The organism is Acetobacter senegalensis (assembly GCF_001499615.1).
GTDB classification, from domain to species: domain Bacteria; phylum Pseudomonadota; class Alphaproteobacteria; order Acetobacterales; family Acetobacteraceae; genus Acetobacter; species Acetobacter senegalensis.
Genome location: NZ_LN606600.1, coordinates 738,541 through 751,495, shown reverse-complemented (window position 1 = coordinate 751,495; position 12,955 = coordinate 738,541). Strand labels below are relative to the sequence as shown.

Below are 12,955 nucleotides of genomic sequence, written 5' to 3'. Positions count from 1 at the left end.
TAAGAAGACTGCGGGTCTTCACGATACAGAACAAACACAGCCACCCTCCAGAATAGGCGGGTGGCTGTTTCATTTCGTAATGACTGTAGCGTCAGGCAGGGACTCAATCCACGCCATGCCCGCCCGAAAATCTATGACAGTTTTCCGACCTATCTTCTTGGCCTTCAAGACGCCCTCGCCAAGTTTGCGGTAGGTGTCTGTCCGTGACATGCCGGTGCGCTGTAGCCATGCGTCAACGGATACATAGTGTGGAGTGTCAGGCTGCGCCAGTGTTGTGCTCATTAATCGCCCACCCCTTACGCTGCGGAGGGGGCATGACGGCGACGCCCCAAGGGCAGCCGGGACGCGATCAGGGGAAGGTCCGAGCGGCGCACGTAATAGTGCCGCCCCCTCCGTTCAGCGGGAATCCGGCCTGTGGAGGCATAGCCATATCCCGTAGAAGGCGCATGCAGGCTTGCGTTGGCGTCTTCTTCCAGCCGAGCCCGATTAAGCTCAGCAAGAGCATCTGTCAGTGTCAGTAGGTCTTGATTTTCTGCCGTCACGTTACTTTTCCATCCGTTCTAAACAGATGGACGGAGCGGCGCATATATCTGTTCAAGCATCAAAACGGGGATACCACCGCTCAAGTACCTTCACAGAGAGCGAGTCGTGTGTGTAAGAAAGAAACACAAGCCGCGTCCAAAAGGCTTTGTGTCTTTGCTTACACGCACGGTTTGCACCGTTCCGTCCAGCAATGGCGCTACCACTTCGGAAAACCGCTCTCGGTGTTGGCGCACCTTGGGCGGTTTTTCTTTTGGTGGCTCTAATTCCAAGGAGGAGAATCAGAACGCGCCGTATTCACTATGTTCTCCCTCTCTCCCTAATGCCAGAAAACCGGCCCCATAGCCAATAGTCTATTCCTCTGACAGCCTTATAAATGGCGCTGTGCGCCATTTTGCCGCGTAAGGTATCCTGTCGCACGTTTGCGACACAAATGGCCTCAGCGGTCAAATATGACCGTTTTTGACATATCCTATTTTTGAGGGGGTATGAATCCCATCCCATCCTAAATGGGGACAAGAACAGCAGAAAACTGCGGGATAAGCGGGCGGAAGCTAGACAAATTTGGTGTAAAAATAGCAGCGCCTTGCGGGGTTGAGTGATATATAAAACGTTATCACTAGAACAACTTAGATCGCGAAAAATGGAAGTTTTTTCTGAGTAATTTTTATTGGTAAAATTATAATTCAGAAGGCAAAAAACCATGCAGGTTTTCTCTGTGCAGGTGGATTTATTGCACGACTGGATTCTCTTGTGCTGTTTACGTGCTCCCGTAGGGCACGGGGCAACAGAAGCCCTATGATCTTTCCTCAGCTTATTCGCCTCTGGCAGAGCCTGCCTGTTGATCATGACAGCGCCTCATCAATCAGCGCACAGCGCCTGTCAATTTCTGAGGCAAGCCAATTCAGAGCGTTGCCTGTCCCGCCTGCTGGCGGCTTCTGGTCGCATGGCACAAGCTCCAGATCACGCCCTATTGCGGCAAGACACTCACCAATGGCGCTCAGTTCCCAGCTTGCGTTCTGAACCGTGTCCAGCCGGTCAGGTGTTGCCAGTCGGGAATTTCCCCGAGTGCCCCGTCGCGGCACGGAAGTCTGCTTAGCCATGCTTCCCTCCGTTCATGGCCAACACATCCCGCGCCAGACTAGCTTCCATGCTGTTCGGGTCTTCTGCGTTCAGCAGGACCAGTCGCGCTTTGCATTGTAGATCCTGAACACTGCGGGACCTGGCTTTGATGATCTTGCGCCACGCACGTACATATCTGCGGCTATGAATGAGACCGGCGTCAAAGGTCTCTTCTTTCCAGCAGCGTCGGTCGGAACTGAGAGCGGCGATTGTTGCCGCCTGAATGGGAGTGGTCATGCCGGTTCCTCCTGCTTTGGTTCGGGCTTGGCATTGGCGGCGTGAAGCATCTGCCAACGCTGCACAGCCTCGCTGCGGATAATCGCACGGCTCCCCGGTTCCTTGCGTTCGGCCTGCTCTATCTGGTGCAGTAGATCGGCATCAGTCGCACCGCGCTGGAATAGATGGTCTGTCAGTTCCCAGCCTGCACCCCATAGCGGTTCTGCCTCTTTTCCGTCTGGCCCTATTCTTTGCAGATAATTGGCAAGATTGCCCTCCGGCGTTTCCAGCGTCAGGCCGCTTGGTGCTGGCCGGGTCCAGTCCCGTACGGGCTTGTCATGGATTGCAGACAAGTTGGCGCATACCTGACGGGCGTTCGCTATGTCGCCATCATGCGACAGCTCCAGCCAGGTATCATCATGGAACACGACACACGGCCAGAAGTCCCACTTCTCCGGGGCACCTTCGTATTGCATGTCCAGAATGAACAGCCCTTTGACACAAGCCCATTCAATGCGATCCGCAATGTCAGGCGCGTATTCGGCATCTTTGCCGCTGCTAATCAGCTTTTTCATGGGGATGGCTCCTCGATTTTAGAATGAAGGGACCAGCCCTGAGCATGGGCATCCCAAGGCCACAGTTCACACGCGTCTGCACAGCGGAGCCACGCACCTTCAAACCACTGCATGACTTCAAAATGTCCGTGCTTATGCTTCATCCAATACCAAGCTTCCATAGGGCGGGGTTCTGGAGGCATAACCATAGGGGCGCTGGCAGATATCATCCTACGGTCTCCTTCTGCATCCAGCCGGGAGCGTTCCCATCACCGGATAGGGCGGCCAATAGGTCCAGTGTCGTGCAGAGTTCATCTGCCAGCCAGTGCCGCGCTTGCGGATGGGATATGTCATTCTTCGGGTTGGTCAGTTCCAGAAGCGCCAAGGCTACCTGCTCGGCCCGGAGAAACAGGAGGCGTGGGTCTCTGTATTCGAGAAGATGATCTTCCTCGATCTCGGTCATTGGGGGATTGAGGGCGGTCATGACTGCACCTCGCGCAGTTCATCACGAACCCGGCCAATGGATTTAATCAGCCAGGACAGGCCATCGCCCCAGCCTGCACAGTCATTGTGCGTTGGCGCCGGGTCATGCCCCTCGTCCATGTGCTCGTAAATTTCGCCCATCATCATAATCAGAGCGTTTTGGATGCCGTCCAGGGTTGCTGCTTGGTTTGCGCAGAGGGCTGTAGGGGTCTTGCTCATTGCGCGTCTTCCTTGAGGCTTCCGGCGCTGCTCTCGGCTTCATCCGCGATCATGCCCAAGTAGGAAGACAGGAAAAGAGCCCCTCCGGACACGATGCCAGTATCTCCCGCCAAGCCGGGGGTATCTTCACCAGCAGCAAAGTGAGCGAGAGCATCTGCCACGGAAGCGGCGCGGCGGATGTATTTGGCCTGCCATTCAAGTGAGACAGTGGCCTTAAGAAGTGTGGGAGCGCTCATCGCACAGCCTCCAATGCAAGGGCAGCGTGGCCGGATGCAACGGGGTCAGGCGTGGCCTGCCACAACATCGCCAGTGCGATGAAGATGGGCGCAAGGAGAGCGGGGAGGCTTGTACAGAAGATACAGAATGCCCATGTGTGTATGGGCGTGCTATAGGCACGGTTAGCCATAGCCGAAACTCCAGTTCGGTTTGTGGTTAGGTCAGGCTGGGAGGGTGCAAGCTCCCAGCCTTGGCCGTTCGGATTATTGCCGAATGACTATTTTAGTGGCATAAATGGTCTATGACCGCAAGAGATAATGACACTAAAATATTCATAACATCAGCGCAGGCGAGGGCAGCGCGCGCCCTAATTGGCTGGTCTCAGGATGAATTGGTTGCGTTCAGCGGTATCCCAAAGAGCACGATCGTGCGCTTTGAGGCGAGTATAGGAACGCCACGCCACTCCACACTTACAGCCCTCCGCACAGCCTTGGAGGCGGCGGGGGTCGAGTTCATCGCTGAAAACGGTGGCGGGGCTGGGGTTAGGCTGAGGAAAGGTTAGTAGGGGAGAAAATCAGTACTGACTCCCCAATCCTCCCTCGTACGGGCATGCTCCTCCCTATGGAGGATTCTCATGGTCGCGCTAACAAAAGAACAATGGCTGGGTGTATTATCAAGACTACAGCCTTACGGGATGACACATGTCTCGGACATAGAAATATTTAGCAACATCGATCGTGATATTCTCAGAGAGAGCGTCACTTATCTGGCATCCCACGGCCTGATTATTTCCTACTGTCAAGAAAGCTGTATAGGAAACCACTGGAGTTGGGGTGGCGTTCAACTCACGGCCAAGGGGGTAGATTACCTCAGTGAAGACGGCGGCCTGACAGCAGAAGACAAAACAATCACCGTCAAGCTGGATGGCGATACGATCAAAGCCTTGTTGTGCAAGGCAGTCGATGAAACGTCTGCGCCAGATGCTACAAAAACAGGGATCAAGCAGCAGGTGAGGGCGATGGGAAGCGAGGCCCTGAAAGATTTAACGTCGTCTCTGATTTCGAAGGGCGTGGAGAGCGCGCCGGATGTAATTCAGTGGCTCGGTACAGCCCTCGGCTGACGTTTTCACTCTCAAAGGAAATTGCTCCCGAAAAGGTGAAGGTGGCTATGAATTCCTGATCTCCAAACAGGATTGGGGCGCGGAAGCCATCTGCTCCTACAAACGGTGAGTTTGTCATTGCCATGAGCATGGAGCCACGTCCGGTTGTCTCAAACCAAACTTTATCAAGCTGCACTAGGAGATTTGTCTGCTCAGCCATGGCGGGGTTTCCTGCTTTCTGTCCAATTTGGACACCGTAGTACTAGTGCCCACGAGGAACAAGAAGCAGTTTCCCAGCAGGCAAGGGTGAGGCTATCCTTCCAGAAAATTAACGGGAGGCTGGGTTGAGGGAAAGCAGGAGCGAAACAGATGATACCCAATGAATGGGAGGCGCGGCACAAACTTTGGGAGCAGGCAAGCATCCTCTTAGCGTCTGAGGAAGATCCATGGATCACCTCTGCTATCCTAGATTTATCATGGGCTGAGCGTTCCATCCTCATGATAGAAAAAGAAGTGGCGGAGGCTTTAGGTCCATTTCAAGTGAAAGCCCCTGTCGAGCGCTCATCTCAAGTCAGAGAGCACTTGGAAAAGACGCCTATTTTTTGCGAATGTCGCGCCCATTCCAAGCTGTGGATTATGGGCTTGTATGAGGTGTGCAGATTGATACGTAAAAAGCGGGATCCGCTTAAGCCTCTTTTTGATGAACTTGAAGCAGCCAGAATGCCTTTTGCAAAGCATGAGGTGAGGAAAAAAGAGGAAAAATATTTCCCCGAACTATGCTTTCCCTTATGGGGGAATGAGCTTGGCTGGATGGTGAAGGATTATAAGCACCAAAACATTCCTAAGGGGGAGGCCTTTGCAAGGACGCATGCTAATTTCTATGTGAGCAGACGCAATTTTGCTGATCGATTCCTGAGAGTATCTGAAACTTACTTGCAAAAAACGTAATATTGACGAAGGAAAAATATAAATGAGCGAATGGAACGGTATACCTGAAAACTCAAAACAGGACGGGCCGCACGCTTTACTTGAGATCAATCAGGAATGGCAAGGAACCGTATGGGGTTGGTGGAATAGTACACTAAGTCAGTGGACCGCCTTCTCCAAACGCCCACATGAAGGGCGTATTGCAGCCGTTCCTGAGCAGGCCAAAGAGATTTTTAGATATCTCGGCCCGGCTCAGTTTTCACTTGTGAAAGGCGGTGGGGCTGGTGTGAGGTTGAAAGGGAGCGAGGCAGATGACTGAAAAATCACCCCCTGTGCTCACGCATCACACCCAGATGCTTATCAGGCGAAAAATGTTTGCAGCCTGCCAACAAATAGCAAAAGAATGCGGTCTCGCGCTTCAAGACAGAAGCCGCATAAAGAACGCTATTGATCTGTCATTTGACGTGGCGTTTCGGGTCAGTATCTGTGACAGCGATGGGAACGCATTTAACCCTGAGAAGGAAAGGTTCGGGCTTATAGCCACGGCTTACGGGCTTTCCCCATCGGATTATGGGCGGATATTCGAAACACGTGGAGAGCAGTTTCGAATCGTGGGGATTGAACCGCGCCGTCCCAAATATCCTGTTTCTGTCGAACGTGTATCTGACTGTCAGCGGTTCAAGTTTGCGACTGAAAACATAAAAATGTTTTTGTCCAAGGCGGACCGCTAGAGGGAGGACTGACCGTTCGGTCCGGTAAGATGAGTAGGGAACTCAGGCGGGCTCAAGTTCGTCAGTATTCACCCATGTTTCCATATCACCGCCTTCGACAGGGGTAATTTCTACGTCCCAATAGCCCCCGTCGGGGTCAATGTGGGTGATGATAAAAACGTCAATGCCTCCGATAAATCGCACGCGATCACCAATTTTGAACGCCATGGAGATTCTCCGTATATGTGGCGCGGACCACTCTACTCGTCCATAGTCCGGGCAGAGTGGCGTAAGGGAAAAGCAAAGTCCAGCACTAATGCTTCCCTTCTCGCGAGCAACGGCAGCCCCTACGGTAAGCATTATTTAACCATGATGCATCAATTCGGCAGATCATTAACAATGGGGTCATGGATCAGTTTTCAAACCTTAGTAATGAGGGAGGGACTGACTAAGTAAATCCTCCCAAAGGCTGGCAACTGGATTTTCCCCAGCGTGAGTCTGTGTCCTCCGAATGGTGGATTCGGAACCCGGAGGGGCAGGCGTCCCCGGTCGCTTGAGCTAGCTCTCCAAAATGTGGGTTCATATTAATCCGATATCGAAATGTAATTTCTTATTGTAAGAAAAGATTAAATATTGTTACCCTGCATCATAATTAAAAAGAAAAATTCTGGGGGTGATGCATGTCTATCAAGAAAAAGCTCTCAGGGAATGATATTTCAATCCTAGACGCCCTGTTAGCCACACATATGGTACGGGCCAACTGGGCGGCAACGCTTGCAGACACTTCAAATCTCATAAAAGAGGGATTGATTGAGATGGACAGTGTCGGAATGTTCTGTCGCCTGACCCCTTTGGGCCTAAAAATTGCTAAAGAACTTCAGGGTAGGTCACACAAGTAATCACATCCTCCTTATTTTTTCCTGCTCGTCCTGTATGATTCCGGAAGAAACAGGGAGGCGACCATGTCCCCAACCTTGGCAACAGCCATACACACCAAAAACCCTATGGCAGTCATACCCATAACGTTCATCATCACGCGGTCCTTCCCATAATCCCAAGGCTGAAGCGTTTTGCTGAGGGATTGGTTTCTCTCGCATGGCAGATAGACCGTGAGGGTTGGTTGTGTGGCCCCCCCCCCGTCCGCAGATTGATCCCACGCCCGGTCAGTCCCACTATTGCCTCAAGCTGGCGTTCTGCTCTCGCTGTGCAGACTTGAATCTCAGTCGTCTCATAACCATGTCATAATCACAGTGATACGATGATGCGGTCTCAGGTGTGTGGGGCTGCGCGTGAGCGGCTATTGCCTTCCACCGTCTCTCCTATATAAACCCCGCGAACCTGTGACCTCGAGCTTTTCTAAAGCGATTGATCCGGCTCGGAGGGGTGTGTCATCGTATCCGTGCGGCCATTTCGTAGGCCATCAACTTTAACCGGGAGGACCGAGCATGTTTTCTTTCTCGATCATTAACCCCCGTGCTGAAGGGGGTGCGTAATGCCCAATCATGACGTTAGGGCTGTTGCAAACGAGTTTCTTCGGCGCGCTGAGAATGACGGTCGTCACTTAACCAATATGCAATTACAGAAACTCCCTTACATTGCTCATGGATGGGGATTAGTTACTTTGCCTATGCCGCTTATTAGGCAAGTACCTCAGACGTGGCCGTATGGTCCTGTTTATTCTGATTTATATCAGGACTTGAAGCGCTACGGTGCCGGGGCTGTCCAAGCATATATCCGACAAAACAATACAAGCCCTTTCCCAGATGACCGAGGTCCTGAAGTATGGGAAGAAATGATCCCTCAAGAGGTTGCGCTACTTGATCAAGTATGGCGCTCTTATGGTCATCTAAATGGTCTTGCCTTATCTGAAATGACACATCGCGCGGGCACGCCCTGGACTATTACGATGCAAAAATCTGGTGCCTACAGCCCCATAGAAAATCAGTTAATAGCTGAACACTATCAAAACTTAAGACAACAAAACGCAGGCTAATCTTGAGTTTTGATTTAGATCTTAGCTTTATTCGTCCGGGTCCAGATGAAGAGCTTTCATCTGATAGCTCCTTTGGACCCGGAGCCAAGAATGAAGAACGGCAATTTTTTGAAGATGGCCGCGAAACCTATTCCGCTGAACAAGCCGCACAACGAGAATTAGATGAAAAATTAAAAAATCTAAAACAAAATAGAAGAATTAAGAAAAATTTCAGTAAACAAGTTATAAACTATTTATGGTGGTTTTCACTTGGTTGTTTAATTATATTATTTTTAGAGGGTTTTTCTCCTAAAATTAGCATAGCATTACACTATTCAGAATCAATGCATTTTAAATTTCGTTCAGATAAATTCCATATTGATGATACACCATTAACAACATTAATTGGAAGCACTGCTGTGAGTGCTATTGGCTTGGTTGCTATTGTTTTGCGCGGTTTATTTAATGGTAAAGAAGATAAAACCGGAGAAAAATCTACGGCAGAGAGTAGTAAAAATAACTAGATACTTGACTGGTATGAATTCTGATCTTTCTGCTTGTCCCGTGCTTTCATGACCGTTGCAGGTGAAACCCCAGCCATCCGGGCTATCTGGCGCAACGACATGCGCGCTCCCTCCGGTGTGCTGAGGATACGCTCAACCTCTGCCCGGCGCTTGCTGGCAGTGTTCAGAATGAACGGAGGGGGCGAGGCAAAGGCCGGTCTATCTTCATTCCTCAAATCTGAGGAACCCATAACATGGGGATTTCCCATGTTTTGATTTTCTGAGGTGGCGCGGTTTTCAGGGCCACCTTGGCTTTCAGTTGAGGTGGCCGGAGATCCCCGGTCAGGGGGAATATCCCCAAACCCACCAAATCCGGGTTTGAGGTTTTCCGCCGCGTGCAGCCGTTCCAGATCACGCAGAATGATGGCGCTGTCATTGTAAAGGCCCTCACTGGCTTCCTGAAAGCGGAGGCGGGTAATCACATCCGAGATGTTGCGGGCCTCAATCTCTTTGTTGATCAGATCACCCAAAGCCCAGCGCCGGAAGTCTGCTCCTTGTCCGAGGTAGTTATACTGATTGTTGCTGTCCGCTATGTTCCGGTCATCATAGAGCTTCTCCCAGTAATCGTATTCTGCAATGGCAGCGGGAATGGTGTCAGGCCATGGCTTGACCGTGGCGAGGGCTGCACGAACGCGCAAGGTCGGGCTGAAGTGCTCACCGTCCCATGTGTCGCACTTGTCGGGACCACCCGCCTTGTGGAAGGGCTTGATCGCTGCATCATAGGCTTGCTCTTCGGCAGTAGGTGCGAACACAGCCTCTTCTGAGCCATAGCGCGCCAGCACTTCATCCATCTTTGCGCGGTTGGCCATGCGCCATGCAGCGCGCTTCTTCTCCTCAGCCTTGGCATATGCGCGCTGGTGCGCAGGGTTGCTCATGTCATAGAAGGTGAAGCCACCTGCGGAGGGTTGGGGCTCGTCGTCCAGATACCCCTCCGTGAGCAGCAGGTCAGGCACATCTGCCAGCGTGTAGCCGTGCTGCTTGACCAGCGCCTCAGCCCGGTTGCGCGCCGCGACTTGCTCTCCGGCATCTCCCCGCTCAGCCAGCGCCCATATTTTCGCCAGACGGTCGAGATTGAGTTTGTTCTTACGCTGTTCGGCCATCTGTCCTGCTCTGCTGTTCATTATGAACATTACCGGTGGCAGGGATTAGGTACAAGGCGATTGTCCAATTTGAACAGCGCACTTTATAGCAGGGAAGTGCGGGCAATATTCCTATTGCGGTTTGGTTGTCTGGCTTCTGGCAGATCGTATCAGGCGACCATCGCCCGGCGCACTGCGTCAGGCTCACGCCATAGAACCCGCAAGAGCGTCCTCACGGCAGGATCCAGACCAACCCGGCCCTGTTCCCAGTTCCGCCACGTTGCGACCGGCACGCCAGCCAGAGCAGCAATCTCCTTCTGGGTCAGCTTCAAATGGCGGCGCACTGTTGCCGGTGTCGGGTAAGGCAGCCCCGGCAATTCGTTATCCGTCCCGTCTTCCTTGGCGTGCCGGTCAATGTCTTCATCCGTGGTGGCGTTTACGCGCTTCCAGTCAATGCTGGAAGGCCGCGCTTTGATTTCGGCCAAGGTCATTCTTGCCATTTTAACCACTCCTTCCGGTGCATCTTGCGGGCTGAGATAATGCGGAGGCTGTCACCTCTAAGCGTATAAACAACCATGAAGGGCACGCCTTCAATCAGGCCAGCAGCCCTTATGCGCGGCTCTCCATAGTCTTTCCGGTCGTCTGGTCGCTCAATGACTGGGCCAGCAAAGATCATCAGGACATCCGCAAAGCTGAAACCGCGCTCTTCAAAGCAGGCATCGCTTTTCGCATCATCCCACTCGAACGATTTTGGCCCGTCTGTCATGGAGTATTTTATACGCTAACAGCGCATAAAAAGCAATGGGAAACGGCTTCTAAGCGGCAAGAAGTGATAGTGCTCGTTATCACGTGCTAGACGGTCGTGTCTCTTATATGAGAAATGCTGCGTTACCCTTACGCTGAGAGAGTGATAAGGGATCAAGAATGCGTTTTTTGAAATCTCTCTCTGTGATTGTTTTGCTCTCATCAGCAGCGCATGCCGCTGAAGGCGTTGGGGGATGGCAATTTCACGCAGCCAGTAGACCTCAGGGATTTTTCCTTGATAGTCATCAAAGGCCAGCAGACCTTCTGATCCAGCTTGACCCGGCTGGCGCGTTCGTCATGACAGTTTTTGTCAAGGATCCTCACGCGACGGTAGCCGACCTCCGCTTTGAGAGCTATGCACTGCATCTGTTCAACATCCAGAGCCTGCCACAAGGGACGCTATTCTCTGCCGAGATAAGCAACAAAGATCTCAAGGCGTTTGTTCATGGACTGACCTCCGCTCAAAAGGGAACGCTCACGACAGACGGAGGGGCAGAGACCCAGATAAGCTTGGCTGGGACGTCCTCTGCCGTGGATGCACTGAATGCCTATGCAGCCAGTAACAACCTTGCGCTACCTCCACCCTTTACATCCAACCGTCCAGCCGGGGATGAACTGAGTGACGACATGCAGGCCCTCACGTTCATGAAAAGCGCTCACCCCGCTGCGGTGGATGAAATAGCTTCTTGCGCGCGTACCAGTACTGCGCATTTGCCAAGGCCGATATCCCCAGACGATATGAAGCAGGCCTTTCTGGCATGTTCTGAGCCCCGCGAGGCTTTCAGGATGCTATGCGCAGAAGACAAGCCCAATGCTACCTGTTTAGGGGCTGCAAGCGCCGTATTCTTGGGGGTTGCCGGAGAGTAGAAGAGTAGCCATGGCCTGCCTCGATCATTCTGGTGCGTCAGTCACCCCGCCGCCGCGCTGAACGCCAGAGTGGGTATGCTCTGTAAGGCTGATGCTGCCAGCTTTAACGTCACCGGACGTGCTGATGTTGCAATCGAACGTGGCGTTGCTGGCGGAGACAGAAAACTCTCCCTTCGTCTGCACCTTCACACCATTGCCGGTCAGCCAGATGTATTCTTCCGGGATGCCATTCAGGAAGCCACCAATATAGAGCCCGTCGCTCCAGCTATGAATGCGATGACTGCCGGGGCCGCTGGGCGCGCGGGCCTGCTTGATGTTGGAAATATCACGGCTTGCGAACACGGCCAGCCCGATATCACCTATGGCCGGATCAACGATAACGGCGCTCTTGCCGCCCTGTAGGCGAAGGTAGGGCAGGTTATGGATCATCGGCATGGGAGAGAGCATCCCGCGCCCATTCGTTTGCTGAACCATGGGTAGGGCGTCCACAAACCCGACAGGCTCCAAACCTGTGGCAGAGACGGCTTTCACCTGCACCAGAGCGGCCCCGGCCATGCGGGCCATCTGCTGGCGGATTGCAAACAGAATTGGGTTTACGGATCCTGCTGTGTCTGCCGCCTGAGCCTGTCCAAGATAGGCGTTCTGGTCAGTCTCGCTCATGCTGATGCCCCCGGAGGGGTGTTGTCATCCCCGTAGAGTGGTCGTGTCGTCTCAATGCTGGTCAGCCACTCGCCTCCGGGGTTTTCGCTCTCAATGTCATGCGTCACTGTTTTGATATTCCAGACCCCGCACGCAGGCATGAGATCGCTTGTGACCTTTACCGCCTGACCAAAGCGAATTTCTGGCCGGAACACCGTCTTGAAATTAAGGCCGTTTCCGGTGAATGACGGATATCCAAGCATACCGGTTGCGGGTGATACATCGGAGATAAGGTTTGAGCGGCCCTTGCCCTCCGGCCAGATGACGTATGTGCCGTTGTCAAAAATCCTCTGAAAACGCCCCATACGTGCCAGCTCATCCAGTTGCTGGGCACTACTGCCTGTCAGAACAACATCGGCAGCACGTGCTGTCACACCATCATTTTCGAAGATAAATCCGAGGCTGCGAACGATTGTGCCGACAGCATCGGCAATGCTGATCGTGCCCTTGTAGCTGGAAGAAGGATAATCAGCCAAAGAGCTGAACGCCATGGCCGTTGAATAGACGTTCAGGCACGTGTCCGGGGCGCCGGAATTGTCCTGCCACGCGGAGACAATATTGCCTTGAAAAATCTGAGTGAGAGGGCCTCCTTCATTGCCAGCGGTAATGATGATCGTATTGTTCCGGCCGCCGTCCGCATTGGGTGTCAGCACTGGTTGGTTCAGGTCATTCATCAGAGATTGCGTAAGCCCATACACGCGCAGTTCAGCGGAGGATCCTGCTACCCCTCCGACCATATTGACTGTTGCCTGAATACGGTGACCGCTTACATGCAGTTCCTGTGATCCACTGGTGCCGAATTGCCCGCGGCCCAGCCGGAACGTGAGGCTGATTTTGCGTTTATAGAACGTTTCCAGAGAAACCGTGCCCGCTTGCTCAACCATG

At 52.8% G+C, this 12,955-nt stretch carries 23 protein-coding genes; 8 read left to right on the top strand and 15 right to left on the bottom strand.

Going from position 1 to position 12,955, the window contains the following annotated elements:
- Window positions 1-69 precede the first annotated feature (69 nt).
- The 9 genes from ASN_RS03325 to ASN_RS19840 form a co-directional block, all read right to left on the bottom strand.
- The gene (locus ASN_RS03325) at window positions 70-282 is read right to left on the bottom strand and encodes a hypothetical protein (protein WP_058987204.1); all 213 of its coding nucleotides are present in this window, start codon (window positions 280-282) and stop codon (window positions 70-72) included.
- Between the two features lie 14 nt (window positions 283-296).
- Window positions 297-542, bottom strand: coding sequence for a MerR family transcriptional regulator (locus ASN_RS03320; protein WP_058987203.1), 246 nt, complete (start codon window positions 540-542; stop codon window positions 297-299).
- A gap of 843 nt (window positions 543-1,385) precedes the next feature.
- Window positions 1,386-1,643, bottom strand: coding sequence for a hypothetical protein (locus ASN_RS03315; protein ID WP_058987202.1), 258 nt, complete (start codon window positions 1,641-1,643; stop codon window positions 1,386-1,388).
- Window positions 1,636-1,899: a hypothetical protein gene (locus ASN_RS03310; protein ID WP_058987201.1), complete on the bottom strand. Its 264-nt coding sequence runs from the start codon at window positions 1,897-1,899 to the stop codon at window positions 1,636-1,638. The genes ASN_RS03315 and ASN_RS03310 overlap by 8 nt, the downstream gene beginning before the upstream one ends.
- Window positions 1,896-2,453 carry a hypothetical protein gene (locus tag ASN_RS03305; RefSeq protein WP_058987200.1) on the bottom strand — a complete coding sequence of 186 codons (558 nt, stop codon included), beginning with the start codon at window positions 2,451-2,453 and terminating at the stop codon, window positions 1,896-1,898. The genes ASN_RS03310 and ASN_RS03305 overlap by 4 nt, the downstream gene beginning before the upstream one ends.
- A 205-nt stretch (window positions 2,454-2,658) precedes the next feature.
- Window positions 2,659-2,916: a hypothetical protein gene (locus ASN_RS03295; protein WP_058987198.1), complete on the bottom strand. Its 258-nt coding sequence runs from the start codon at window positions 2,914-2,916 to the stop codon at window positions 2,659-2,661.
- A complete protein-coding gene (locus ASN_RS03290) occupies window positions 2,913-3,134 on the bottom strand; it encodes a hypothetical protein (RefSeq protein WP_058987197.1) in 222 nt (73 codons plus the stop codon). The genes ASN_RS03295 and ASN_RS03290 overlap by 4 nt, the downstream gene beginning before the upstream one ends.
- Window positions 3,131-3,370 (bottom strand): hypothetical protein, encoded by a 240-nt coding sequence (locus ASN_RS03285; RefSeq protein ID WP_058987196.1) that lies wholly within the window; start codon window positions 3,368-3,370, stop codon window positions 3,131-3,133. The genes ASN_RS03290 and ASN_RS03285 overlap by 4 nt, the downstream gene beginning before the upstream one ends.
- Window positions 3,367-3,540 carry a hypothetical protein gene (locus ASN_RS19840; protein WP_167541280.1) on the bottom strand — a complete coding sequence of 58 codons (174 nt, stop codon included), beginning with the start codon at window positions 3,538-3,540 and terminating at the stop codon, window positions 3,367-3,369. The genes ASN_RS03285 and ASN_RS19840 overlap by 4 nt, the downstream gene beginning before the upstream one ends.
- A gap of 444 nt (window positions 3,541-3,984) precedes the next feature.
- On the opposite strand from ASN_RS19840, the gene ASN_RS03275 reads away from it, so the two are divergent.
- From ASN_RS03275 to ASN_RS03260, 4 genes are all read left to right on the top strand, one after another.
- Window positions 3,985-4,470 carry a hypothetical protein gene (locus ASN_RS03275; RefSeq protein WP_058987194.1) on the top strand — a complete coding sequence of 162 codons (486 nt, stop codon included), beginning with the start codon at window positions 3,985-3,987 and terminating at the stop codon, window positions 4,468-4,470.
- A gap of 348 nt (window positions 4,471-4,818) precedes the next feature.
- Window positions 4,819-5,397 carry a hypothetical protein gene (locus ASN_RS03270; RefSeq protein ID WP_058987193.1) on the top strand — a complete coding sequence of 193 codons (579 nt, stop codon included), beginning with the start codon at window positions 4,819-4,821 and terminating at the stop codon, window positions 5,395-5,397.
- A gap of 22 nt (window positions 5,398-5,419) precedes the next feature.
- Window positions 5,420-5,695, top strand: a complete 276-nt coding sequence (locus ASN_RS03265; RefSeq protein ID WP_058987192.1) for a hypothetical protein — start codon at window positions 5,420-5,422, stop codon at window positions 5,693-5,695.
- Complete coding sequence (locus ASN_RS03260) at window positions 5,688-6,107, top strand: hypothetical protein (protein WP_058987191.1); 420 nt, start codon at window positions 5,688-5,690, stop codon at window positions 6,105-6,107. Before ASN_RS03265 ends, ASN_RS03260 begins: the two co-directional genes overlap by 8 nt.
- A gap of 42 nt (window positions 6,108-6,149) precedes the next feature.
- Here the strand turns inward: ASN_RS03260 and ASN_RS19465 are convergent, their stop codons facing one another.
- Complete coding sequence (locus ASN_RS19465) at window positions 6,150-6,314, bottom strand: hypothetical protein (protein WP_157765096.1); 165 nt, start codon at window positions 6,312-6,314, stop codon at window positions 6,150-6,152.
- Window positions 6,315-6,766: 452 nt separating this feature from the next.
- Here ASN_RS19465 and ASN_RS03255 point away from each other — a divergent pair, with 452 nt between their 5' ends.
- The 3 genes from ASN_RS03255 (at window position 6,767) to ASN_RS19460 (ending at window position 8,582) form a co-directional block, all read left to right on the top strand.
- On the top strand, window positions 6,767-6,985 hold the full coding sequence (locus tag ASN_RS03255; protein ID WP_058987190.1) for a hypothetical protein: 219 nt from the start codon (window positions 6,767-6,769) through the stop codon (window positions 6,983-6,985).
- Between the two features lie 593 nt (window positions 6,986-7,578).
- Window positions 7,579-8,079, top strand: coding sequence for a Panacea domain-containing protein (locus ASN_RS03250; RefSeq protein ID WP_058987189.1), 501 nt, complete (start codon window positions 7,579-7,581; stop codon window positions 8,077-8,079).
- Window positions 8,080-8,081: 2 nt separating this feature from the next.
- On the top strand, window positions 8,082-8,582 hold the full coding sequence (locus ASN_RS19460) for a hypothetical protein (RefSeq protein ID WP_157765095.1): 501 nt from the start codon (window positions 8,082-8,084) through the stop codon (window positions 8,580-8,582).
- Here the strand turns inward: ASN_RS19460 and ASN_RS03240 are convergent.
- The 3 genes from ASN_RS03240 to ASN_RS03230 all read right to left on the bottom strand — a co-directional run bounded on the left by ASN_RS03240 (window position 8,579) and on the right by ASN_RS03230 (window position 10,466).
- Window positions 8,579-9,742 (bottom strand): Lrp/AsnC family transcriptional regulator, encoded by a 1,164-nt coding sequence (locus ASN_RS03240; RefSeq protein WP_231948348.1) that lies wholly within the window; start codon window positions 9,740-9,742, stop codon window positions 8,579-8,581. The two genes, ASN_RS19460 and ASN_RS03240, sit on opposite strands and share 4 nt — an antisense overlap.
- A gap of 128 nt (window positions 9,743-9,870) precedes the next feature.
- A complete protein-coding gene (locus tag ASN_RS03235; RefSeq protein ID WP_025825287.1) occupies window positions 9,871-10,200 on the bottom strand; it encodes a helix-turn-helix domain-containing protein in 330 nt (109 codons plus the stop codon).
- Window positions 10,188-10,466: a BrnT family toxin gene (locus ASN_RS03230; RefSeq protein ID WP_058987186.1), complete on the bottom strand. Its 279-nt coding sequence runs from the start codon at window positions 10,464-10,466 to the stop codon at window positions 10,188-10,190. The genes ASN_RS03235 and ASN_RS03230 overlap by 13 nt, the downstream gene beginning before the upstream one ends.
- A 167-nt stretch (window positions 10,467-10,633) precedes the next feature.
- On the opposite strand from ASN_RS03230, the gene ASN_RS03225 reads away from it, so the two are divergent.
- Window positions 10,634-11,371, top strand: a complete 738-nt coding sequence (locus ASN_RS03225; protein WP_157765094.1) for a hypothetical protein — start codon at window positions 10,634-10,636, stop codon at window positions 11,369-11,371.
- A 24-nt stretch (window positions 11,372-11,395) separates the two neighbouring features.
- On the opposite strand, the gene ASN_RS03220 is transcribed toward ASN_RS03225, so the two are convergent.
- Together ASN_RS03220 and ASN_RS03215 are read right to left on the bottom strand one after the other, a co-directional pair.
- The gene (locus tag ASN_RS03220) at window positions 11,396-12,031 is read right to left on the bottom strand and encodes a Gp138 family membrane-puncturing spike protein (RefSeq protein ID WP_058987184.1); all 636 of its coding nucleotides are present in this window, start codon (window positions 12,029-12,031) and stop codon (window positions 11,396-11,398) included.
- On the bottom strand, window positions 12,028-12,954 hold the full coding sequence (locus tag ASN_RS03215) for a baseplate hub protein (RefSeq protein WP_058987183.1): 927 nt from the start codon (window positions 12,952-12,954) through the stop codon (window positions 12,028-12,030). Before ASN_RS03215 ends, ASN_RS03220 begins: the two co-directional genes overlap by 4 nt.
- Window position 12,955 lies beyond the last annotated feature (1 nt).

Coding starts and splice junctions, on each gene's coding strand:
- ASN_RS03325 (WP_058987204.1), bottom strand. CDS start 282: ATGAGCACAACACTGGCGCAGCCTGACACTCCACACTATGTATCCGTT.
- ASN_RS03315 (WP_058987202.1), bottom strand. CDS start 1,643: ATGGCTAAGCAGACTTCCGTGCCGCGACGGGGCACTCGGGGAAATTCC.
- ASN_RS03310 (WP_058987201.1), bottom strand. CDS start 1,899: ATGACCACTCCCATTCAGGCGGCAACAATCGCCGCTCTCAGTTCCGAC.
- ASN_RS03305 (WP_058987200.1), bottom strand. CDS start 2,453: ATGAAAAAGCTGATTAGCAGCGGCAAAGATGCCGAATACGCGCCTGAC.
- ASN_RS03295 (WP_058987198.1), bottom strand. CDS start 2,916: ATGACCGCCCTCAATCCCCCAATGACCGAGATCGAGGAAGATCATCTT.
- ASN_RS03290 (WP_058987197.1), bottom strand. CDS start 3,134: ATGAGCAAGACCCCTACAGCCCTCTGCGCAAACCAAGCAGCAACCCTG.
- ASN_RS03285 (WP_058987196.1), bottom strand. CDS start 3,370: ATGAGCGCTCCCACACTTCTTAAGGCCACTGTCTCACTTGAATGGCAG.
- ASN_RS19840 (WP_167541280.1), bottom strand. CDS start 3,540: ATGGCTAACCGTGCCTATAGCACGCCCATACACACATGGGCATTCTGT.
- ASN_RS03275 (WP_058987194.1), top strand. CDS start 3,985: ATGGTCGCGCTAACAAAAGAACAATGGCTGGGTGTATTATCAAGACTA.
- ASN_RS03270 (WP_058987193.1), top strand. CDS start 4,819: ATGATACCCAATGAATGGGAGGCGCGGCACAAACTTTGGGAGCAGGCA.
- ASN_RS03265 (WP_058987192.1), top strand. CDS start 5,420: ATGAGCGAATGGAACGGTATACCTGAAAACTCAAAACAGGACGGGCCG.
- ASN_RS03260 (WP_058987191.1), top strand. CDS start 5,688: ATGACTGAAAAATCACCCCCTGTGCTCACGCATCACACCCAGATGCTT.
- ASN_RS19465 (WP_157765096.1), bottom strand. CDS start 6,314: ATGGCGTTCAAAATTGGTGATCGCGTGCGATTTATCGGAGGCATTGAC.
- ASN_RS03255 (WP_058987190.1), top strand. CDS start 6,767: ATGTCTATCAAGAAAAAGCTCTCAGGGAATGATATTTCAATCCTAGAC.
- ASN_RS03250 (WP_058987189.1), top strand. CDS start 7,579: ATGCCCAATCATGACGTTAGGGCTGTTGCAAACGAGTTTCTTCGGCGC.
- ASN_RS03240 (WP_231948348.1), bottom strand. CDS start 9,742: ATGAACAGCAGAGCAGGACAGATGGCCGAACAGCGTAAGAACAAACTC.
- ASN_RS03235 (WP_025825287.1), bottom strand. CDS start 10,200: ATGGCAAGAATGACCTTGGCCGAAATCAAAGCGCGGCCTTCCAGCATT.
- ASN_RS03230 (WP_058987186.1), bottom strand. CDS start 10,466: ATGACAGACGGGCCAAAATCGTTCGAGTGGGATGATGCGAAAAGCGAT.
- ASN_RS03220 (WP_058987184.1), bottom strand. CDS start 12,031: ATGAGCGAGACTGACCAGAACGCCTATCTTGGACAGGCTCAGGCGGCA.
- ASN_RS03215 (WP_058987183.1), bottom strand. CDS start 12,954: ATGGTTGAGCAAGCGGGCACGGTTTCTCTGGAAACGTTCTATAAACGC.